The organism is Mycobacterium sp. SMC-14 (assembly GCF_046250075.1).
GTDB lineage: Bacteria > Actinomycetota > Actinomycetes > Mycobacteriales > Mycobacteriaceae > Mycobacterium.
On sequence record NZ_CP176429.1, the window covers coordinates 861,655 to 878,192 of the forward strand.

Below are 16,538 nucleotides of genomic sequence, written 5' to 3' on the forward strand. Positions count from 1 at the left end.
CGGGGGGGTCAGGCCGTGGCGATCCGGTCCCAGCCCGCAACGGTTTCCGCGCTGCGCGGCCCCGGTCCGACATAGATCGCCGACGGGCGCACCAGCTTGCCCAGCCGCTTCTGCTCCATGATGTGGGCGCACCAGCCGGCGGTGCGGCCACAGGTGAACATCGCCGGCATCATCGCCGGGGGTACCTCGGCGAAGTCCAGGATCACCGCCGCCCAGAACTCCACGTTGGTCTCGATGGCCCGGTCGGGGCGACGCTCCCGAAGCTCGGCCAGCGCCGCCTGCTCCAGTGCCGCGGCCACCTCGAAACGCGGGGCCGACAGTCGCTTGGCGGTGGCTCGCAACACGCGGGCGCGCGGGTCTTCGGCGCGGTACACCCGGTGTCCGAAGCCCATCAGCTTCTCGCGCCGGTCCAGGATGCCCTTGACCACCGCGCGGGCGTCACCGGTGCGTTCCGCCTCGGCGATCATCGGGATCACCCGGGCGGGGGCACCACCGTGCAGCGGGCCGCTCATCGCGCCGATCGCGCCGGACAGCGCCGCACCGACGTCGGCGCCGGTGGAGGCGATCACCCGGGCGGTGAAGGTCGAGGCGTTCATGCCGTGCTCGGCCGCCGATACCCAGTAGGCGTCGATCGCCTCGGTGTGGCGCGGGTCGGGCTCCCCACGCCAGCGGGTCATGAACCGCTCGGTGATGGTGGCGCATCCGTCGATGGTCTGCTGCGACACCGCGGGCTCCTGGCCGCGAGCCGACTGCGCGACGTAGGACAGCACCATCACCGACGCGCGGGCCAGCTGGTCACGGGCGGTGGCGTCGTCGGTGTCCAACAACGGTTCAAAGCCCCACTGCGGGGCCAGCATCGCCACCCCGGCCTGGGCGTCGACCCGCACATCGCCGGTGCGTATCGGCAGCTCCAGCGGTTCGGCGGGCGCCAGCGGGCGGTTGAAGTCGCCGTCGACCAGCAGGGCCCACACGTCGCCGAAGCCGACCTTGCCGGCCAGGTCCTCGATGTCGACGCCGCGGTAGCGCAGCGCGCCGCCGTCCTTGTCCGGTTCGGCGATTTCAGTAGTGAAGGCCACCGTGCCTTCCAAGCCGGCGACAAAGTTCTCCGGGACCGCAGCAGTCATACCGTGGATTCTTCCACCCCGGTGCCCGGCCGTTGCTACCGGCCGGTAACGACGGCTGGTCTGCGGCGGGGCGTAGCGTTGGGCGGTGCACAGGACCGGCCCCGACAACGAGCACCTGGCGGCGATGCGAGTGGAATACCAGGAGAAGGACAACAGCGGCGACCTCGACGCGGACTGGCTCGAGGAGGGCTGGGAGGTTTTGCTGCGCAACTGGATCGGCGATGCTGAGCGCGCAGGGATCGCCGAACCCAACGCCATGGTGTTGGCGACGGTCGAAGCCGGCCGTCCGGTCAGCCGCTCGGTGCTGTGCAAGAACCTCGACCCATGCGGTGTGACCTTCTTCACCGACTCCGACTCGGCCAAGGCTGCTGAGCTGGCCTCGACACCGTATGCGTCGGTGACGTTTCCCTGGTATCAGTTGGGCCGCCAAGTCCACGTTCGCGGACCGGTCACTCAGCTCGACGAGTCGGTCAGCGCGCAGTACTGGGCGCACCGACCACGGGCGTCCCAGTTGGGTTTCTGCGCATCTCAGCAGTCGCAGCCGATCGCGTCGCGGACCGCACTGCTGGCGCAGTTGGACGCGGTGACGACCCAATTCTCCGGCGCCGAGTCGATCCCCGCGCCGCCGAACTGGCGTGGCTACCGGATCGCACCGGAGGTGGTGGAGTTCTGGCAGGGCCGGGAAGGTCGGTTGCACAACCGGATTCGGGTGACCGGCGGGCGGGTGGAGCGGCTCCAGCCGTGAGTCCGGTACCGCTGCGGTGAGGATCTTCGCCGACACCACCCCACTGCGCAGCCCCGACTTCCGACGGTTGTGGGTGGCCGGGATCCCGACCGTCATCGGGGCGAACCTGACCATCTTCGCGGTCCCGGTGCAGATCTATGCGCTGACCCGAAGCTCGGCCTACGTCGGGCTGTCGGGTCTGTTCGCACTGGTGCCGCTGGTCGTCTTCGGTCTGCTCGGCGGTGCCTGGGCCGACGCCATGGACCGCCGCAAGCTACTGATCATCGCCTCCTGCGGGCTGGCGGTGGCCTCGCTGCTGTTGTGGATCCAGGCCGCGGCCGGGCTCGAGAACGTATGGGTGGTGCTCGTACTGCTGGGGGTGCAGCAGGGGTTCTATGCGGTCAATGCCCCGACCCGATCCGCGGCGATTCCGCGGCTGGTGGCCGGCAGCGATCTGCCAGCCGCCAACTCACTGAACATGACCGTCATGCAGTTCGGGGCGATCGTCGGCCCCCTGCTGGCTGGGCTGCTGCTCGGCTGGCTGGACCTGTCCACCCTCTACTTGATCGACGCCGCGACGTGCATCTTCCCGATCTGGGCGACGTTCCGGCTGGCTCCGATGTCGCCGGCTGAATCGGCCGGCCCGTCCAGCTTCGGGATCGGGGCCGTGCTGGACGGGTTCCGCTACCTGGCCGGCAACACCGTGGTGCTGATGTCGTTCGTTGTGGACCTGATCGCCATGATCCTCGGGATGCCCAGGGCGCTGTTCCCGCAGATCGCCAGCGCGGACTTCGGCGGGCCGGTCGAGGGCGGCACCACCATGGCGCTGCTGGCCGCGGCGATGTCGGCCGGCGCGGTGCTGGGCGGAGTGTTCTCGGGGTGGCTGCCGCGGATCACCCGTCAGGGCGTGGCCGTGGTCGCCGCGATCGTGGTCTGGGGCGGGGCGATGATCGGCTTCGGAGTCGCGGTCGGCCACGGCGGAGGGCACGCCGGTCGGGCGCTGTGGGTGGCGCTGGTGTTCCTGGCGGTCGGCGGTGCCGCGGACATGGTCTCGGCCGCATTCCGGTCGACCATGCTGCAGCAGGCCGCCTCCGACGAGATCCGCGGCCGGTTGCAGGGGGTGTTCACCGTGATCGTCGCCGGCGGACCCCGGCTCGCCGACGCCGTGCATGGTGCCGCCGGCGCGGTGGTGGGGACGGCCGCGGCGTCCGCCGGCGGCGGTGCCCTGGTGGTGGTGGGCGTGGTTCTTGCCGCCCTGGCAGCGCCCGCATTCCTGCGTTATCGCCGGCCCGGTGATGTACGCCGAGAGTCCCCACCGCAGCGCCGTTAGGAGATACCCCGGCCCCGGGCGGGCGCGCCGGCCCGGAACCGACTACCTTTTCCTATACACGCCCAATCTGGTTAGCCGAATAGCGCAAAGGGGTTCCTTGTGGCCGCAACCGACGAAACCGCCACTCTCCGGTATCCGGGCGGCGAGCTAGAACTGCCGATCGTCAAGGCGACCGAGGGGTCCGACGCTCTCGCCATCGGTTCGCTGCTCGCCAAGACCGGATACACGACCTTCGACAACGGCTACGCCAACACCTCGCCGGTCAAGAGCGCCATCACCTACATCGACGGCGACGCCGGGATCCTGCGCTACCGCGGCTACCCGATCGAGCAGCTGGCCGAGAAGTCGACCTTCATCGAGGTCAGCTATCTGCTGATCTACGGCGAGCTGCCGACGTCCGACCAGTTGGCCGCATTCACCGGCCGGATCCAGCGGCACACCATGCTGCACGAGGACCTGAAGCGGTTCTTCGACGGCTTCCCCCGCAACGCCCACCCGATGCCGGTGCTCTCCAGCGTGGTGAACGCGTTGAGTGCCTACTACCAAGATTCGCTGGACCCGTCGGACAACGACCAGGTGGAGCTGTCGACCATCCGGCTGCTGGGCAAGCTGCCCACCATCGCCGCCTACGCCTACAAGAAGTCGGCCGGCCAGCCGTTCCTGTACCCGGACAACTCGCTGAGCCTGGTGGAGAACTTCCTGCGGATGACCTTCGGCCTGCCGGCCGAGCCCTATGAGGCCGACCCCGAGGTGGTCCGCGCCCTGGACATGTTGTTCATCCTGCACGCCGACCACGAGCAGAACTGCTCGACCTCGACGGTGCGGCTGGTGGGCTCCTCGCGGGCCAACCTGTTCACCTCGATCTCCGGTGGCATCAACGCGCTGTGGGGCCCGCTGCACGGCGGCGCCAACCAGGCGGTGCTGGAGATGCTGGAGCAGATCCGCGACCAGCAGAACGGCAACGTCACCGACTTCGTGCGCAAGGTCAAGAACCGCGAAGACGGCGTCAAGCTGATGGGCTTCGGTCACCGGGTCTACAAGAACTACGACCCGCGGGCGCGCATCGTCAAGGAGCAGGCCGACAAGATCCTCGGCAAGCTCGGCGGTGACGACGAGCTGCTCAACATCGCCAAGGACCTCGAAGAGGCCGCGCTGACCGACGACTACTTCGTCGAGCGCAAGCTGTACCCGAACGTCGACTTCTACACCGGCCTGATCTACCGGGCGATCGGCTTCCCGGCCCAGATGTTCACGGTGCTGTTCGCGCTGGGCCGGCTGCCCGGCTGGATCGCGCACTGGCGCGAGATGCACGACGAGGGTGACAGCAAGATCGGCCGGCCGCGTCAGATCTACACCGGCTACACCGAGCGTGACTACGTCGGCATCGGAGGACGGTAACCACCATGACCAATCCGGCCAAGCCTCAGATCACCGTTCCGACCGGCCCGGCACCCGCCGAGCTGGTCATCGAAGACATCGTCGTCGGGGAAGGCCCTGCGGCCGTGCCCGGTGGCGTCGTCAACGTGCACTACCTGGGCGTCGACTACGACAGCGGCGCGGAGTTCGACAGTTCGTGGAACCGCGGCGAATCGCTGGAGTTTCCGCTGGACGGGCTCATTGCCGGTTGGCAGGACGGCATCCCGGGCATGCAGGTCGGCGGCCGGCGTCAGCTGGTGATCCCGCCGGAGCTGGCCTATGGTCCCGCCGGTACCGGTCACCCGCTGGCCGGCAAAACCCTGGTCTTCGTGATCGATCTGCTCGGCACCCGCTGAGTGCGTGCCCGGCTGATCGGGGCGGCGCTGGCAACGGTGCTGCTCGCTGCGATCGGTTATGGCTTACTCGAACGCCCCCACCAACCGGTCGCCGCACCGGAGCCCGCCGCTGGGCCGGTAGCGCCGGCGCCGCTGTCGGTGGTCCGTCGCGGCGCTGAGTTCACGCTGGCCGGTGACGTGGCCGATCCCGCGGCCAAACGAGAGCTGTTGGATGCGGTGGTCACCTCGAGCGACGAGGTGACCGTGGTCGATCGGCTCGGGGTGGCCCCCGGAGCGGCGGCGGTGGACTTCTCCGATGCGGCCCCGGTGTTCGAGGCGGCCGCGGGCATCGACGACTTCACCTTGGAGATCAACGGCGACACCGTGACGCTGGGCGGGACCACGGCGAAGGCGGACGAGGCGGCTGCGGTGCGGGCTGCGGCCGAAGACGCCTGGCCGCGGGCCCACTTCGTCAACGAGCTGGTGACCAGCTCTCCAGACGGGGGAAAGTCCACCAAAAACGACTAATTGCCTCCATTAACAAAGCGGAACTCCTACACTCGCGGTGTCTTGGACTCGCGGGTGTTTTCGGTCTTCTAGGAGGATCCATGCCAGGCTCAGACAACCCGACTGTGACTGGCTGGCGAAAGGTCTCGCGGTTTTACCGCCGGCCTCCCGGCTTCGGTTGGCTCCTAGCCCTGGCGGCCATTCCGTTACTACTGGCGCTGATCGGCTACGGAATTACCGACCGTTCCAAACTCGACGTCAACGGGCCGAACATCAATGGTCCGGACGTCGCCGCGCCGTCGCTGTCGCTGTCGGTACCGAGTGCGAGCCTGCCGGGATGGTCCTTTGCTCCGCTGGCGATTCTGCGCAACGGCAACGTGATCACCCTCAACGGAGATCTGCCTGACATCGCCACGCGAACCGGACTGCTCGACATGCTCAAGGGGGTGTTCGGCAGCGGTGTGCAGCTGGTCGACAACCTCAACATCAAGGCCGGCGTCACCGCACCCGACCTGTCCAGCCTGGGTGCGGTGTTCAAGGCCGCGGTGTCCATGCCGGACTTCAAATTCAAGATCGTCGACGACACCGTCACGCTGATCGGAACCGCGGCGTCCGATGCGGTCAAGTCCGCCGTCGAGGCGGCGGCGAAAGCTGCTTGGCCGAACCTCAAGTTGTTCAACGACATTCGGGTCTCGACGGGGCAGACCCAGGCGGCTCCGAGTGCGACCGGGACGCCGATGCCAACGCCGAGTCCGACACCCGCCCCGGCCCCGGCTCCGTCGGGCAGTGCCCCGGCTCAGACGCCGGCCCCGGGCCCTGCCGGTGACTGCGGCAATCTGCAGGCCGACATCACCGCGTTGATGAGCACACCGGTCAGGTTCGTCACCAATGGCTACACCCTGTCGGCGGGCACGAAGGAACAACTGAGCCGGGTGGCGGAGAAGGTGAAGGGCTGCCACAACGCCCGCGTCGCGGTCAACGGCTACACCGACAACACCGGCAACGACGGCATCAATGTGCCGCTGAGCACCGCTCGCGCCAAGTCGGTCGCCGATTTCCTGGTGACCCAGGGCGTCCCTGCCAACAGCGTCACGTCCAAGGGGTTCGGGTCGGCCGACCCGGTTGCCAGCAACGCGACACCGGACGGTCGAGCCCAAAACCGGCGCGTCGCGATCACCGTGAGCTAAGGAGCATTCGCAATGGATTTCGTCATTCACTGGCTGTGGTACCTGCTGGCGTTCGCGGTGGGCTCGGCGGTCGCCTGGTTGCTCACCATCGTCTCGATCCGCCGCACCAGCGCCGAAGATGCCATTGCGGCGCTTCCCGGCTCGCGTGAGATAGGAGCCCACTGATGCACGGGGTCAACTGCTGGTTGATGGGACTGTCATTCCTGTTGGGTCTTGCGCTCACGTTCGCCTTCACCGTCCGGCGGGTCAAACGCGAGGTGCCCGTCGCGGCGACACTCGGTGCCGCGGCGAGCGCACCCACCACCCCCATCCCGACTGCCGGTGCGAGCACCGGTCCGGGGTCGACGGCCAAGCTCTCCGGCGGCACACTCCCCTCGGAGGCCGAGACCACCACGATGGCGCTCGGTGGAGCGCCCTACGGCGTGGGCTCGGCACGCGCGGGTGCCGGCGGCGTCGGCCCGACCGGCTGGACGATCAAGGGCAACGAGGACTCGATGCTCTACCACACCACGGACAGCCCCTGGTATGACCAGACGATCGCCGAGGTGTGGTTCGCCGAGGAGAGTGCCGCCGCCGCGGCCGGATTCACCCGCTGGGACAAGGGCAAGGCCGCGCGCGGCCTCAGCGGTACTGCCAAGCTGGTCGCCGACGTCGAGGAGGTGCCGCCCGGCCCGTACGGTCCGGGATCGACCAAGGCCGGCCCGGGTGGCAGCGGCCCGGCGGGCTGGACGGTCAAGGGCAACGAGGACTCGATGCTCTACCACGCTCCGGCGAGCCCGGCCTACGACGCGACGATCGCCGAGGTGTGGTTCAAAGACGAACAGACGGCCGCGGCAGCCGGCTTCGAGCGTTGGGACAGCTGGCGCAAGGACAAGAAGAAAAAGAAGTGACGCCCCGGGCGTAATGCACTCAGTGCGGTGGCGGTAACTGCAGCAGCAGACGTACTCCGCCCAGCGGACTGTCTTCCAAAGTCGCCGTGCCGCCGTGCAGTTCGGCTTGCTGAGCCACCAGCGCCAGCCCGAGGCCGGACCCCGAATGGGACGCGGTCGACCCGCGGGAGAACCGCTCGAAAACGATGCGGCGCTCTTCCTCGGGAAGCCCGCCGCCGTTGTCGTCGATGGCGATCTCCACGCCTTCGCGGGAGGTGACCGCCGACAACTGCACCTGGGTCGCGCCACCGTGCTTGACCGCGTTGGCGATCGCGTTGTCCACGGCCAGCCGCAGTCCGGCCGGCAGCCCGACGATGATGCAGGTCGGCGACGGCACCAGCGAGACGTTCAGATCGGGGAAGACTCGCATCGCGTCGTGGGCCGCCCGGTCGAGCAGATCGGTGATGTCGACCGGCACGTGATCGTCGGAGGTGGACAGCTCGCCCTGCGCCAGCCGCTCCAGGGCCGACAGCGTCGCCTCGATCCGCGTCTGGGTCCGCACGACGTCGTGCAGCACCTCCTTACGCTGGTCATCGGGCAGGTCCAGGGTGGTCAGCACTTCGAGGTTGGTGCGCATCGCGGTGAGCGGAGTGCGCAGCTCATGCGAGGAGACCGCGGCGAAGTCCCGCGCGGAGGCGAGTGCCTCTTGGGTGCGGTCGCGCTCTTTCCAGATCCGTTGCAGCATGCCGCGCATCGCCTCCGCGATCTCTACGGCCTCCGTGGCGCCGCGGACCTCGATCTCCGGCCGTTCGTCACCGGCGTCGATCGATCGCGCCTGCTCCGCCAGCCGTCGCAGGGGCCGCACCGCGAATGCCGTCAGCAGCCAGCCCAGCAGCGCGGCCGCCCCGATCGCGGCGGTACAGAGCAGGATCACCCGGCGGTGCAGGTTGTTGGTGTCGGCGAGGGTGGCGTCGTAGGTGGCGCCGACGGCCAGCGAGCGCGGCCCCGGCCCGGGGATGTCGACGGTACGCACCCGGTAGAGCACGCCGTTGATCTCGGTGTCGGCGTAACCCGGCTCAAGCTCCGGCAGCACCACCGAGGAGTTCGACGTCACTTGGTTGACGCGCCGCAGTGTGATCACCGCGTCGGTGGGGCCGGCCGACCGGGGCAGTTCACCCAGGCCGATCAGCGGGACGGTCAGACCGGCCGCCTCGTCGAGCCGTCGGTCCAGCCAATACTTGCGGTCGTTGGTGATACCGACCCACACGATGGCGCCGATGATGACGGTCACGATCGCGGTGCCGACCGCCGTCGCCAGCATCACCCGGGTCCGCAGCGACGGTGTCCGGGCGAAGATGCGCCGCAGCAGCTTCATGACATTCACGCCTGCCTCACTGCGTTCGCAGGACGAAGCCGACTCCGCGCACGGTGTGGAGCAGCCGTGGAGCGCCGCCGGCCTCGAGCTTGCGCCGCAGATAGCCGATGAACACGTCGACGACGTTGGTGTCGGCGGCGAAGTCGTAACCCCAGACCAGCTCGAGGAGCTGGGCGCGCGACAACACCGCGGTCTTGTGCTCGGCCAGTACGGCCAACAGGTCGAACTCCCGCTTGGTCAAGTCCACGTCGACGCCCTTGACCCGCGCGCGGCGGCCGGGGATGTCGACCTCCAACGGGCCCACCGTGATGGTCTCCGAGGAGGAGCTGGCCGCCGACCCGCGTCGCCGCAGCATCGCCCGAACCCGTGCCACCAGCTCGGCAAGCACGAACGGCTTGACCAGGTAGTCGTCGGCGCCGGCTTCCAGCCCGGCGACCCGGTCGTCGACCGAGCTGCGCGCGGACAACACACAGACCGGCACGTCGTCACCCATTGCCCGCAATGCCGTCACCACACTCACGCCGTCGAGTACCGGCATGTTGATGTCGAGCACGATGGCGTCGGGACGGGCTTCCTTGGCGCTGCGCAATGCTTCGGCGCCGTCGGCCGCCGTCGCCACCTCGAAGCCGGACAGGCGCAGTCCGCGTTCCAGCGAGGCGAGCACGTCGGAGTCGTCATCGACGACCAAGACTCGGGGCGAGGCAGCTGCGTTGTCCATGGCGCCATTTTGCCTGAACATGGCAATCAAGCGCGGGATGCGCCGCGGGTTGCACCGATCAATCTAGGGTCGACTGCGTGAAACCGGCGTCCGCGCTGCGCAGCCTGTTGCCCTACCTGCGCCCTTACCGGGCCCGGTGGATCACCATGGTGACGGTGGCCGTGCTCAGCCTGGTGGCCACCGTGGTGATCCCGCTCGTGACCAGGGCCGTCATCGACGGACCGGTGCTGCACCACGACCAGCCCGGCTTGTGGGTGCTGGGTACGGCGGCCACCGCGCTCGGAGTCACCGAGGCGCTGCTGTTGTTCGTGCGGCGCTGGCTGGTCGCGCCCACCACCATGGGTGTGGAAGCCGACATCCGCAAGGACCTCTACGCGCGGCTGCAGATCCTGCCGATGACCTTTCACGGCCGCTGGCAGTCCGGCCAGCTGCTGTCACGGATCATGAACGACCTGTCCGCAGTGCGGCGCTTCCTGTCGTTCGTGGTGGTGTTCCTGGTGCTCAACACGGTGCAGATCGTCGCGGTCACGACGATTCTGTTGGTGCTCTACTGGCCGCTTGGCGTGGTGGTGTGCGCGTCGCTGGTACCGGTGATGCTGGCGGTGCAGCACTTCCGGCGCCAGTACACCCGGCTGACGCGCCAAGCGCAGGACCAGGCCGGCCAGGTCGCCACCCTCGTCGAGGAGTCCGCGCTGGGTTTGCGCACCATCAAGGCGTTCGGACGCGAGGACTACGTGTTCGCGCGCTTCGACGCCCAAGCCGCAAAGCTGCGCGACCTCGGCATTGGCAAGGTGGTGGTGTCGTCGAAGTTCTGGACCCTGCTGGAGGTGATCCCCAACTTCACGCTGATCGGGGTGCTCGCCGTCGGCGCGTACGCCGCCGGGAACCACCTGGTCACGATGGGCACCCTGGTCGCGTTCGTCACGCTGATGCTCTCGCTGATCTGGCCGTTGTCGTCGTTGGGCTTCCTGCTGTCGGCCACCCAGGAGGCGATGACGGCCGCCGACCGGATCACCGAGATCTTCGATGCGCCCATCGAGATCACCGACGGTGACGACCCGGTGCCACCGGTGGGCCGGCTGGAGTTGTGCGATGTCGGATTCCGTTTCGACGATGCCGGGCCGTGGGTGTTGCGCGGGGTCAATCTCACTGTCGAGGCCGGCGAGACGGTCGCCCTGGTGGGCGCCACCGGCTCCGGCAAGTCGGTGCTGGCGATGCTGTTGTCCCGGCTCTACGACGCACGTGAGGGACGGATCCTCATCGGCGGGCGCGACATCCGGACGCTGACGTTGACGGCGCTGCGCTCGGCGGTGGTGACGGCCTTCGACGATCCGACCCTGTTCTCGATGTCGGTGGCCGAGAACCTGCGGCTGGGCCGCCCCGACGCGAGCGACGGGGAACTGGCCCGCGCCCTGGATGTGGCTTCGGCGGATTTCGTCTACGAGCTCCCGTCCGGGCTGGACACCCGGATCGGTGAGCAGGGGATGAGTTTGTCGGGTGGACAGCGCCAACGGCTGTCGCTGGCCCGAGCCCTGGTGGCGGCGCCGACGATCTTGGTGCTCGACGACACGCTGTCTGCGTTGGATGTGCACACCGAGGCCGCCGTGACTGACGCGCTGCGCCAGGTACTGCGCACGGGGCCGCAGCCGATCACCGCGCTGGTGGTGGCCAACCGGGCATCCACCGTGGCGCTGGCCGACCGGGTGGCGCTGGTCGAGGACGGCACCATCACGGCGGTCGGTACGCACGCCGAGCTGCTGGCCGCGGTGCCGCGGTACCGCTACCTGCTGGCGGCGGACGACGAGCTCGACGACGGCGCCGAACACCTCGTCGACTGGGCGCGGCGGTGACGGCCGAGCCGGGCCGGGCCGCGGCGCGGGCCCTGCTGTGGTCGCTGTTGCGCCCGTACCGATGTGCGGTGCTGCTGATGGTCGTGGCCATCGTGGTGGAAAACGCTGCCCGGCTTGCGGTTCCGATGCTTGCGCAGCGGGGGATCGACCGGGGCATCCCGCCGATCGCCGCGGACGGCTCGATCCGGCAACTGAGCGTGATCGTGGTCGCGCTCGCGGCGGTGGTGTTCACGCAGGCCGTCAGCCGGATGCTGTTCCTGCAGAGCTCGGGCAAGATCGGGCAGCGGATGCTGCTGGAGCTACGAAGGCGGGTGTTCCGACAGTTTCAGCGCCTGGATGTCGGATTCCACGAGCGCTACACCTCGGGCCGAGTGGTCAGCAGGTTGACCAACGACGTCGACGCGATCCAGGAGATGTTGCTCACCGGATTCGATGGCCTGGTCGGCGCCGCACTGACGATGGCGGGGACAGCCGTGCTGCTCATCGTGCTGGACTGGCGGCTGGGCCTGATGTGCTTGATCGCCTTTCCGGTGCTGGTGGCGTTGCTCCGATGGTTCAGGGCCGAATCTTCGAAGAACTACGCCGCGGTCCGCGAGCACGCCGCGCGGGTGATTGTGCAGTTCGTCGAGACCATGACCGGGATCAAGGCGGTGCAGGCCTATCGCCGTGAGGCCCGCAACCAGCAGATCTTCGCGAGCGTCGCCGACGGCTACCGTGCCGTGAACGAGAAGGCTTTCCGACTGGTCGCGGTCTTCGCACCCGGGGTCAAGCTGGTCGGCAACCTCACCACCGGGGTGGTCCTGCTCTACGGGGGCTGGCGAGTGTTGCACGGGCACATGACGATCGGAACCTTCACCGCTTTCCTGCTGTATCTGCGGATGTTCTTTGAACCCATGCAGGGCATCTCCGAGTTCCTCAACACCTTCTCCTCGGCGACCTCGGCACTGGAGAAGCTGGCCGGGGTGCTGGCCGAAACGCCCGCCATCAAAGACCCGGCCGACCCGCCCGGCCCGCAGTCCGCGGACGTTCCGCATGAACGCGATGAGGTGCGCGGTGAGATCGCCCTGCGCGACGTGCAGTTCGGCTACCGGGGCGGTCAGTCGGTGCTGGACGGGTTGTCGCTGAACATCCCGGCCGGCCAGACCGTGGCGCTGGTCGGCAGCACCGGCGCCGGTAAGTCCACCATCGCCAAACTGATTGCCCGGTTCTACGACCCGGTGTCGGGAGCGGTGACACTGGACGGTGTCGACCTGCGGGCGTTCACGCAGGCTGTGCTGCGCCGCCACGTGGTGATGGTCACCCAGGAAAATTTCCTGTTCACCGGGACGGTCGCCGACAACATCCGCTTCGGCCGTCCCGGTGCGACCGACGCCGAGGTGGCCGCCGCGGCGACGAACGTGGGCGCCGATGCGTTCATCACCGCATTGCCGGAGGGCTACGACACCGATCTCGCCAAGCGGGGCGGGCGGCTCTCGGCGGGTCAGCGTCAGCTGGTCGCGTTCGCGCGCGCCTTCCTCGCCGACCCGGCGGTGCTGATCCTCGACGAGGCGACGTCGTCGCTGGACATCCCCGGCGAGCGGATGGTGCAGCAGGCGCTGCGCAGCGTGTTGGCCCAGCGGACCGCGCTGGTGATCGCCCACCGGCTCTCCACGGTGGAGATCGCCGACCGGGTTTTGGTGATCGAGGGCGGGCGAATCGTCGAGGACGGCCCGCCGGCCGAGTTGATCCGCGCCGAGGGGCACTACGCCGCCCTGCATGACGCGTGGCTGCGCTCGTTGGCCTGAACGGCGGTCGGCGAGCGCCTCGAGGCGGGTTAAATCCAAGTGAATTTAAATGCACCGACCTGCGAACATCGGGCCGTTGGGCGCAAAGATCCCGCAAACGCAGGACTTTCCAAGCTAATTGCCCACTTAGGCTTTCCGCCGTGATCGTCACATCGAACGTTAAGGCCGCCGAAGCTGCCAAGGCAGCTGCGTGATCGGTTCACCGACCGCGCAGGGATTGGCGTTAGCGTCGGCCACCAGTTTCGGAATCAGTGACTTCGTCGGGGGAGTCGCGTCGCGGCGGGTCGCCGCGCTTCGCGTGGTTTTGGTGTCCACGCCGGTCTCCATGGTGATGCTCGGAGCGCTCGCCATGATCGGCGGCGGGCACATCACGACCAGCACGATCGTCTTGGGCATGCTCGGCGGACTCAGCCAGGCCCTGGGCATCTGGTGGTTCTACGCCGCCATGGCCGCGGGCCCGATCTCGGTGGTATCGCCACTGGCCGCGGTGGTGGATGCCGGCGTGCCGGTGTGCGTCGGGCGGATCCTGGGGGAGCGCCCCGGCATGCTCGCCAGCGCCGGTATCGCGTTGGCACTGAGCGCGGTGGTGTTGATCAGCTGGCACGCCGGCGACGACGGCGTTCATCGGCCGGGGCTCAGCCACCGTGTGCTCTGGTTGACGGTCGCCTCGGGGGTGGCCCTGGGGTTGAACTTCGTCTTCCTGGACCGCACTCCGTCGGATTCCGGCCTGTGGCCCCTGCTGTTCGCGCGTGGCGCGGCCACCATCTTGGTGATCGCCGTCGCGGCGGCCAGTCGCAATCTGAAGGTGCCGACAGGCATACCGCTGCGGCTGGCGTTTGTGATCGCATTGCTCGACACCGCCGCCAACGTCACCATGCTCTTCGCGTTGAAGCTTGCGTTGCTTTCGCTGGCCAGCGTGCTGATTTCCCTGTACCCGGCCGCCACGGTGATCTTGGCGGTCGTGCTGCTGGGGGAGCGGGTACGCCTCCGCCAGGTGGTGGGGATGGTGCTGGCGGGAGTCGCGGTGGCGATGATCACCGGGTAACAACTCAGCCGGTCAGCCGGGCAGCCCGATCCGGCGGTAGCGCTCCAACCGGGCCGCCATTCGCTGCTCGGCGGGCACCTTGCCCAGCGCGTGCAGCTCGACCGCGATGGCCCGCGACATTCGCTTGGCGAAGTCGATCGGCTCCGCGGCGGCGTCCGGGTGCTCGGGCACGATCACATCCACGATCCCGTGGGCCCGCAGATCCGCTGAACGGATGCCCTGCGCGGCCGAGAGTTCCGGGGCGTGCTCGGTGTCGCGGAACACGATGGCACTGGCCCCCTCCGGCGGCAACGGCGCCAGCCAGCCGTGCAACGCCGCCAGTACCCGATCCGCCGGCACCATCGCCAGTGCCGGGCCGCCACTGCCCTGACCCAGCAGCACCGACACCGTCGGAACCTCGAGCGTGACCAGCTCGGCCAGGCATGCCGCGATCTGGGCCGCCAGGCCACCTTGCTCGGCCTCCACCGACAGCGCGGGGCCTGGGGTGTCGATAGCCAGCACCAGGGGCAGCCGCAGCCCGGCGGCCAGCGCCATGCCGCGGCGGGCGTCGCGCAGCGCAACCGGGTCGGTCAGTCGATCCGCGCCGCGCAGCTGCCCCAACACCACCGCGGGTTGGCCGCCGAAGCGCGCCAACGCCAGCAGGATCGTGGCACCGCGTTCGCTGCTGCCGGTGCCGGACAGGAAGACCCGCTCGGTGGCGCCGTGCCGCAGCAGAAAACCGACGCCCGGCCGCTCCGGACGCCGAGACGCACACACCGAGTCCCACGCCGGAATGTCGGGGATCGGCTCAGCGGCCGGCCGCGCAGGAGCCGGACCCGGATCGTCGAGCATCACCTTGAGTGCCCGCGAGCAGATGCGCCGCAGCCACTTCAGCGGGATGACGCCGTCGATCACGCCGTAGGCCTGCAGGTTCTCGGCGGTCTGGACGCCCGGCGGGAACGGGGCACCGTAGAGCTGTTCGTAGACCCGCGGCCCCAGAAAGCCGACCAGGGCTCCCGGCTCGGCCAGCGTGACGTGCCCCAGTGAACCCCAGGAGGCGAACACGCCGCCGGTGGTGGGATGACGCAGGTAGACCAGGTAGGGCAGGTGAGCGCGTTTGTGCAGCTCGACCGCGGCGGCGATCTTCACCATCTGCAGGAACGCGACGGTGCCCTCCTGCATTCGGGTGCCGCCCGAGCTCGGCGAGGCCAGCAGCGGCAGTCGCTCGGCGGTGGCGCGCTGGACGGCGGCGGTGATCCGCTCGGCCGCCGCCACTCCGATGGAGCCGGCCAAGAAGTCGAAGTCGCTGGCGATCACCGCCACCCTGCGGCCGTTGATCCGGCCCTCGCCGGTCAGCACCGCCTCGTCGCGGCCGCTGGCAGCCCGGGCCGCAGCCAGCTCGGCGGCATATGTGTCACTGGTAGGCACGGCCAGCGGCTCGGCGTCCCAACTGAGGAACGAGCCGCCATCCAGCACCGCGTCGCGCACTTCGTCGGCCCCGGTCCGGCTCACAGCTCGAGGCTAATAGGCTGGTTCGTCATGATCGGTGTTACCCGCGATGAAGCCGTCACGACTATCGAGTTGCAGCGCCCCGAGCGTCGCAACGCCTTGAACTCCCAGCTCGTCACCGAGTTGCGGGAGGCGGTTTTGGACGCCGCCACCCACGACGTCCGGGCGATCGTGCTGACCGGGCAGGGCACGGTGTTCTGCGCCGGCGCGGATCTGTCCGGCGACGCGTTCGCCGCCGACTACCCCGACAAGCTGGTCGCCCTGCACCAGAGCATCGCCGACGTCCCGGTGCCGGTGATCGGCGCCATCAACGGGGCCGCTATCGGCGCCGGCCTGCAATTGGCGATGGTCTGTGATCTGCGGGTGGTGGCGCCCGAGGCGTTCTTCCAGTTCCCGGTCGCCAAGTACGGCCTTGCGCTGGACAACTGGAGCATCCGGCGGCTGACCTCACTGGTCGGCTACGGGCGGGCCCGGGCCATGATGCTGACCGCGGAGAAGCTGCCGTCCGACGAGGCACTGCTGACCGGGATGGCCAACCGAATCGGCACCGTTGCCGACGCGCAGGCCTGGGCGCGCGAGATCGCCGGGCTGGCGCCCCTCGCGCTGCAGCACGCCAAGCGGGTGCTCAACGACGACGGTGCCTACGAGGAGCAGCAGCCGGCGCACAAGGAGCTGTTCGACAAGGCCTGGGGTTCCCAAGACGTCATCGAGGCCCAGGTGGCGCGCGTCCAGAAGCGCCCGCCCAAGTTCCAGGGCGCCTGACCGGCGCCATCGAAATGGCGGAGC

The 16,538-nt window shown here is 68.8% G+C and carries 16 protein-coding genes; 12 read left to right on the top strand and 4 right to left on the bottom strand.

Translation table 11 applies throughout. The features are described 5' to 3' along the window. Window positions 1–8: 8 nt before the first annotated feature. A complete protein-coding gene (locus tag ACKY0W_RS04160; RefSeq protein WP_409436513.1) occupies window positions 9–1,124 on the bottom strand; it encodes a citrate synthase 2 in 1,116 nt (371 codons plus the stop codon). Window positions 1,125–1,209: 85 nt separating this feature from the next. On the opposite strand from ACKY0W_RS04160, the gene pdxH reads away from it, so the two are divergent. The 8 genes from pdxH to ACKY0W_RS04200 all read left to right on the top strand — a co-directional run bounded on the left by pdxH (window position 1,210) and on the right by ACKY0W_RS04200 (window position 7,513). Continuing rightward, window positions 1,210–1,869, top strand: a complete 660-nt coding sequence (pdxH, locus tag ACKY0W_RS04165; RefSeq protein ID WP_409436514.1) for a pyridoxamine 5'-phosphate oxidase — start codon at window positions 1,210–1,212, stop codon at window positions 1,867–1,869. 16 nt (window positions 1,870–1,885) lie between these two features. After that, entirely contained in the window at window positions 1,886–3,178 is a 1,293-nt protein-coding gene (locus tag ACKY0W_RS04170; RefSeq protein ID WP_409436515.1) for an MFS transporter, read from the top strand. 99 nt (window positions 3,179–3,277) lie between these two features. Continuing rightward, complete coding sequence (locus tag ACKY0W_RS04175; protein ID WP_409428422.1) at window positions 3,278–4,576, top strand: citrate synthase; 1,299 nt, start codon at window positions 3,278–3,280, stop codon at window positions 4,574–4,576. Window positions 4,577–4,581: 5 nt separating this feature from the next. Continuing rightward, entirely contained in the window at window positions 4,582–4,950 is a 369-nt protein-coding gene (locus ACKY0W_RS04180) for an FKBP-type peptidyl-prolyl cis-trans isomerase (protein WP_067967344.1), read from the top strand. After that, window positions 4,951–5,457 carry a hypothetical protein gene (locus ACKY0W_RS04185; protein WP_409436516.1) on the top strand — a complete coding sequence of 169 codons (507 nt, stop codon included), beginning with the start codon at window positions 4,951–4,953 and terminating at the stop codon, window positions 5,455–5,457. Between the two features lie 80 nt (window positions 5,458–5,537). Then, on the top strand, window positions 5,538–6,623 hold the full coding sequence (locus ACKY0W_RS04190) for an OmpA family protein (RefSeq protein WP_409436517.1): 1,086 nt from the start codon (window positions 5,538–5,540) through the stop codon (window positions 6,621–6,623). A 12-nt stretch (window positions 6,624–6,635) separates the two neighbouring features. Beyond that, window positions 6,636–6,788: a hypothetical protein gene (locus tag ACKY0W_RS04195; protein ID WP_409436518.1), complete on the top strand. Its 153-nt coding sequence runs from the start codon at window positions 6,636–6,638 to the stop codon at window positions 6,786–6,788. Continuing rightward, a complete protein-coding gene (locus tag ACKY0W_RS04200; RefSeq protein ID WP_409436519.1) occupies window positions 6,788–7,513 on the top strand; it encodes a hypothetical protein in 726 nt (241 codons plus the stop codon). Before ACKY0W_RS04195 ends, ACKY0W_RS04200 begins: the two co-directional genes overlap by 1 nt. Before the next feature lie 19 nt (window positions 7,514–7,532). Here the strand turns inward: ACKY0W_RS04200 and ACKY0W_RS04205 are convergent, their stop codons facing one another. Together ACKY0W_RS04205 and ACKY0W_RS04210 are read right to left on the bottom strand one after the other, a co-directional pair. Next, entirely contained in the window at window positions 7,533–8,867 is a 1,335-nt protein-coding gene (locus ACKY0W_RS04205) for an ATP-binding protein (RefSeq protein ID WP_409437644.1), read from the bottom strand. A gap of 16 nt (window positions 8,868–8,883) precedes the next feature. After that, window positions 8,884–9,585, bottom strand: a complete 702-nt coding sequence (locus ACKY0W_RS04210; protein WP_109413587.1) for a response regulator transcription factor — start codon at window positions 9,583–9,585, stop codon at window positions 8,884–8,886. Between the two features lie 146 nt (window positions 9,586–9,731). Here ACKY0W_RS04210 and ACKY0W_RS04215 point away from each other — a divergent pair, with 146 nt between their 5' ends. The 3 genes from ACKY0W_RS04215 (at window position 9,732) to ACKY0W_RS04225 (ending at window position 14,264) form a co-directional block, all read left to right on the top strand. Then, window positions 9,732–11,435 (top strand): ABC transporter ATP-binding protein, encoded by a 1,704-nt coding sequence (locus ACKY0W_RS04215; protein ID WP_409437645.1) that lies wholly within the window; start codon window positions 9,732–9,734, stop codon window positions 11,433–11,435. Then, entirely contained in the window at window positions 11,432–13,219 is a 1,788-nt protein-coding gene (locus ACKY0W_RS04220) for an ABC transporter ATP-binding protein (protein WP_409436520.1), read from the top strand. Before ACKY0W_RS04215 ends, ACKY0W_RS04220 begins: the two co-directional genes overlap by 4 nt. Window positions 13,220–13,409: 190 nt before the next feature. Further along, window positions 13,410–14,264: an EamA family transporter gene (locus ACKY0W_RS04225; RefSeq protein ID WP_409436521.1), complete on the top strand. Its 855-nt coding sequence runs from the start codon at window positions 13,410–13,412 to the stop codon at window positions 14,262–14,264. A gap of 12 nt (window positions 14,265–14,276) precedes the next feature. On the opposite strand, the gene ACKY0W_RS04230 is transcribed toward ACKY0W_RS04225, so the two are convergent. Next, window positions 14,277–15,755, bottom strand: coding sequence for a carboxyl transferase domain-containing protein (locus tag ACKY0W_RS04230; protein WP_409436522.1), 1,479 nt, complete (start codon window positions 15,753–15,755; stop codon window positions 14,277–14,279). 27 nt (window positions 15,756–15,782) lie between these two features. On the opposite strand from ACKY0W_RS04230, the gene ACKY0W_RS04235 reads away from it, so the two are divergent. Then, window positions 15,783–16,514 carry an enoyl-CoA hydratase gene (locus tag ACKY0W_RS04235; RefSeq protein ID WP_409436523.1) on the top strand — a complete coding sequence of 244 codons (732 nt, stop codon included), beginning with the start codon at window positions 15,783–15,785 and terminating at the stop codon, window positions 16,512–16,514. The last annotated feature ends 24 nt before the right edge of the window (window positions 16,515–16,538 follow it).

What these genes read in the sequence shown, in the direction of transcription:
- ACKY0W_RS04160 (WP_409436513.1), bottom strand. Translation starts at nt 1,124, where the DNA reads ATGACTGCTGCGGTCCCGGAGAACTTTGTCGCCGGCTTGGAAGGCACG.
- ACKY0W_RS04180 (WP_067967344.1), top strand. Translation starts at nt 4,582, where the DNA reads ATGACCAATCCGGCCAAGCCTCAGATCACCGTTCCGACCGGCCCGGCA.
- ACKY0W_RS04190 (WP_409436517.1), top strand. Translation starts at nt 5,538, where the DNA reads ATGCCAGGCTCAGACAACCCGACTGTGACTGGCTGGCGAAAGGTCTCG.
- ACKY0W_RS04195 (WP_409436518.1), top strand. Translation starts at nt 6,636, where the DNA reads ATGGATTTCGTCATTCACTGGCTGTGGTACCTGCTGGCGTTCGCGGTG.
- ACKY0W_RS04200 (WP_409436519.1), top strand. Translation starts at nt 6,788, where the DNA reads ATGCACGGGGTCAACTGCTGGTTGATGGGACTGTCATTCCTGTTGGGT.
- ACKY0W_RS04205 (WP_409437644.1), bottom strand. Translation starts at nt 8,867, where the DNA reads ATGAAGCTGCTGCGGCGCATCTTCGCCCGGACACCGTCGCTGCGGACC.
- ACKY0W_RS04210 (WP_109413587.1), bottom strand. Translation starts at nt 9,585, where the DNA reads ATGGACAACGCAGCTGCCTCGCCCCGAGTCTTGGTCGTCGATGACGAC.
- ACKY0W_RS04215 (WP_409437645.1), top strand. Translation starts at nt 9,732, where the DNA reads ATGGTGACGGTGGCCGTGCTCAGCCTGGTGGCCACCGTGGTGATCCCG.
- ACKY0W_RS04235 (WP_409436523.1), top strand. Translation starts at nt 15,783, where the DNA reads ATGATCGGTGTTACCCGCGATGAAGCCGTCACGACTATCGAGTTGCAG.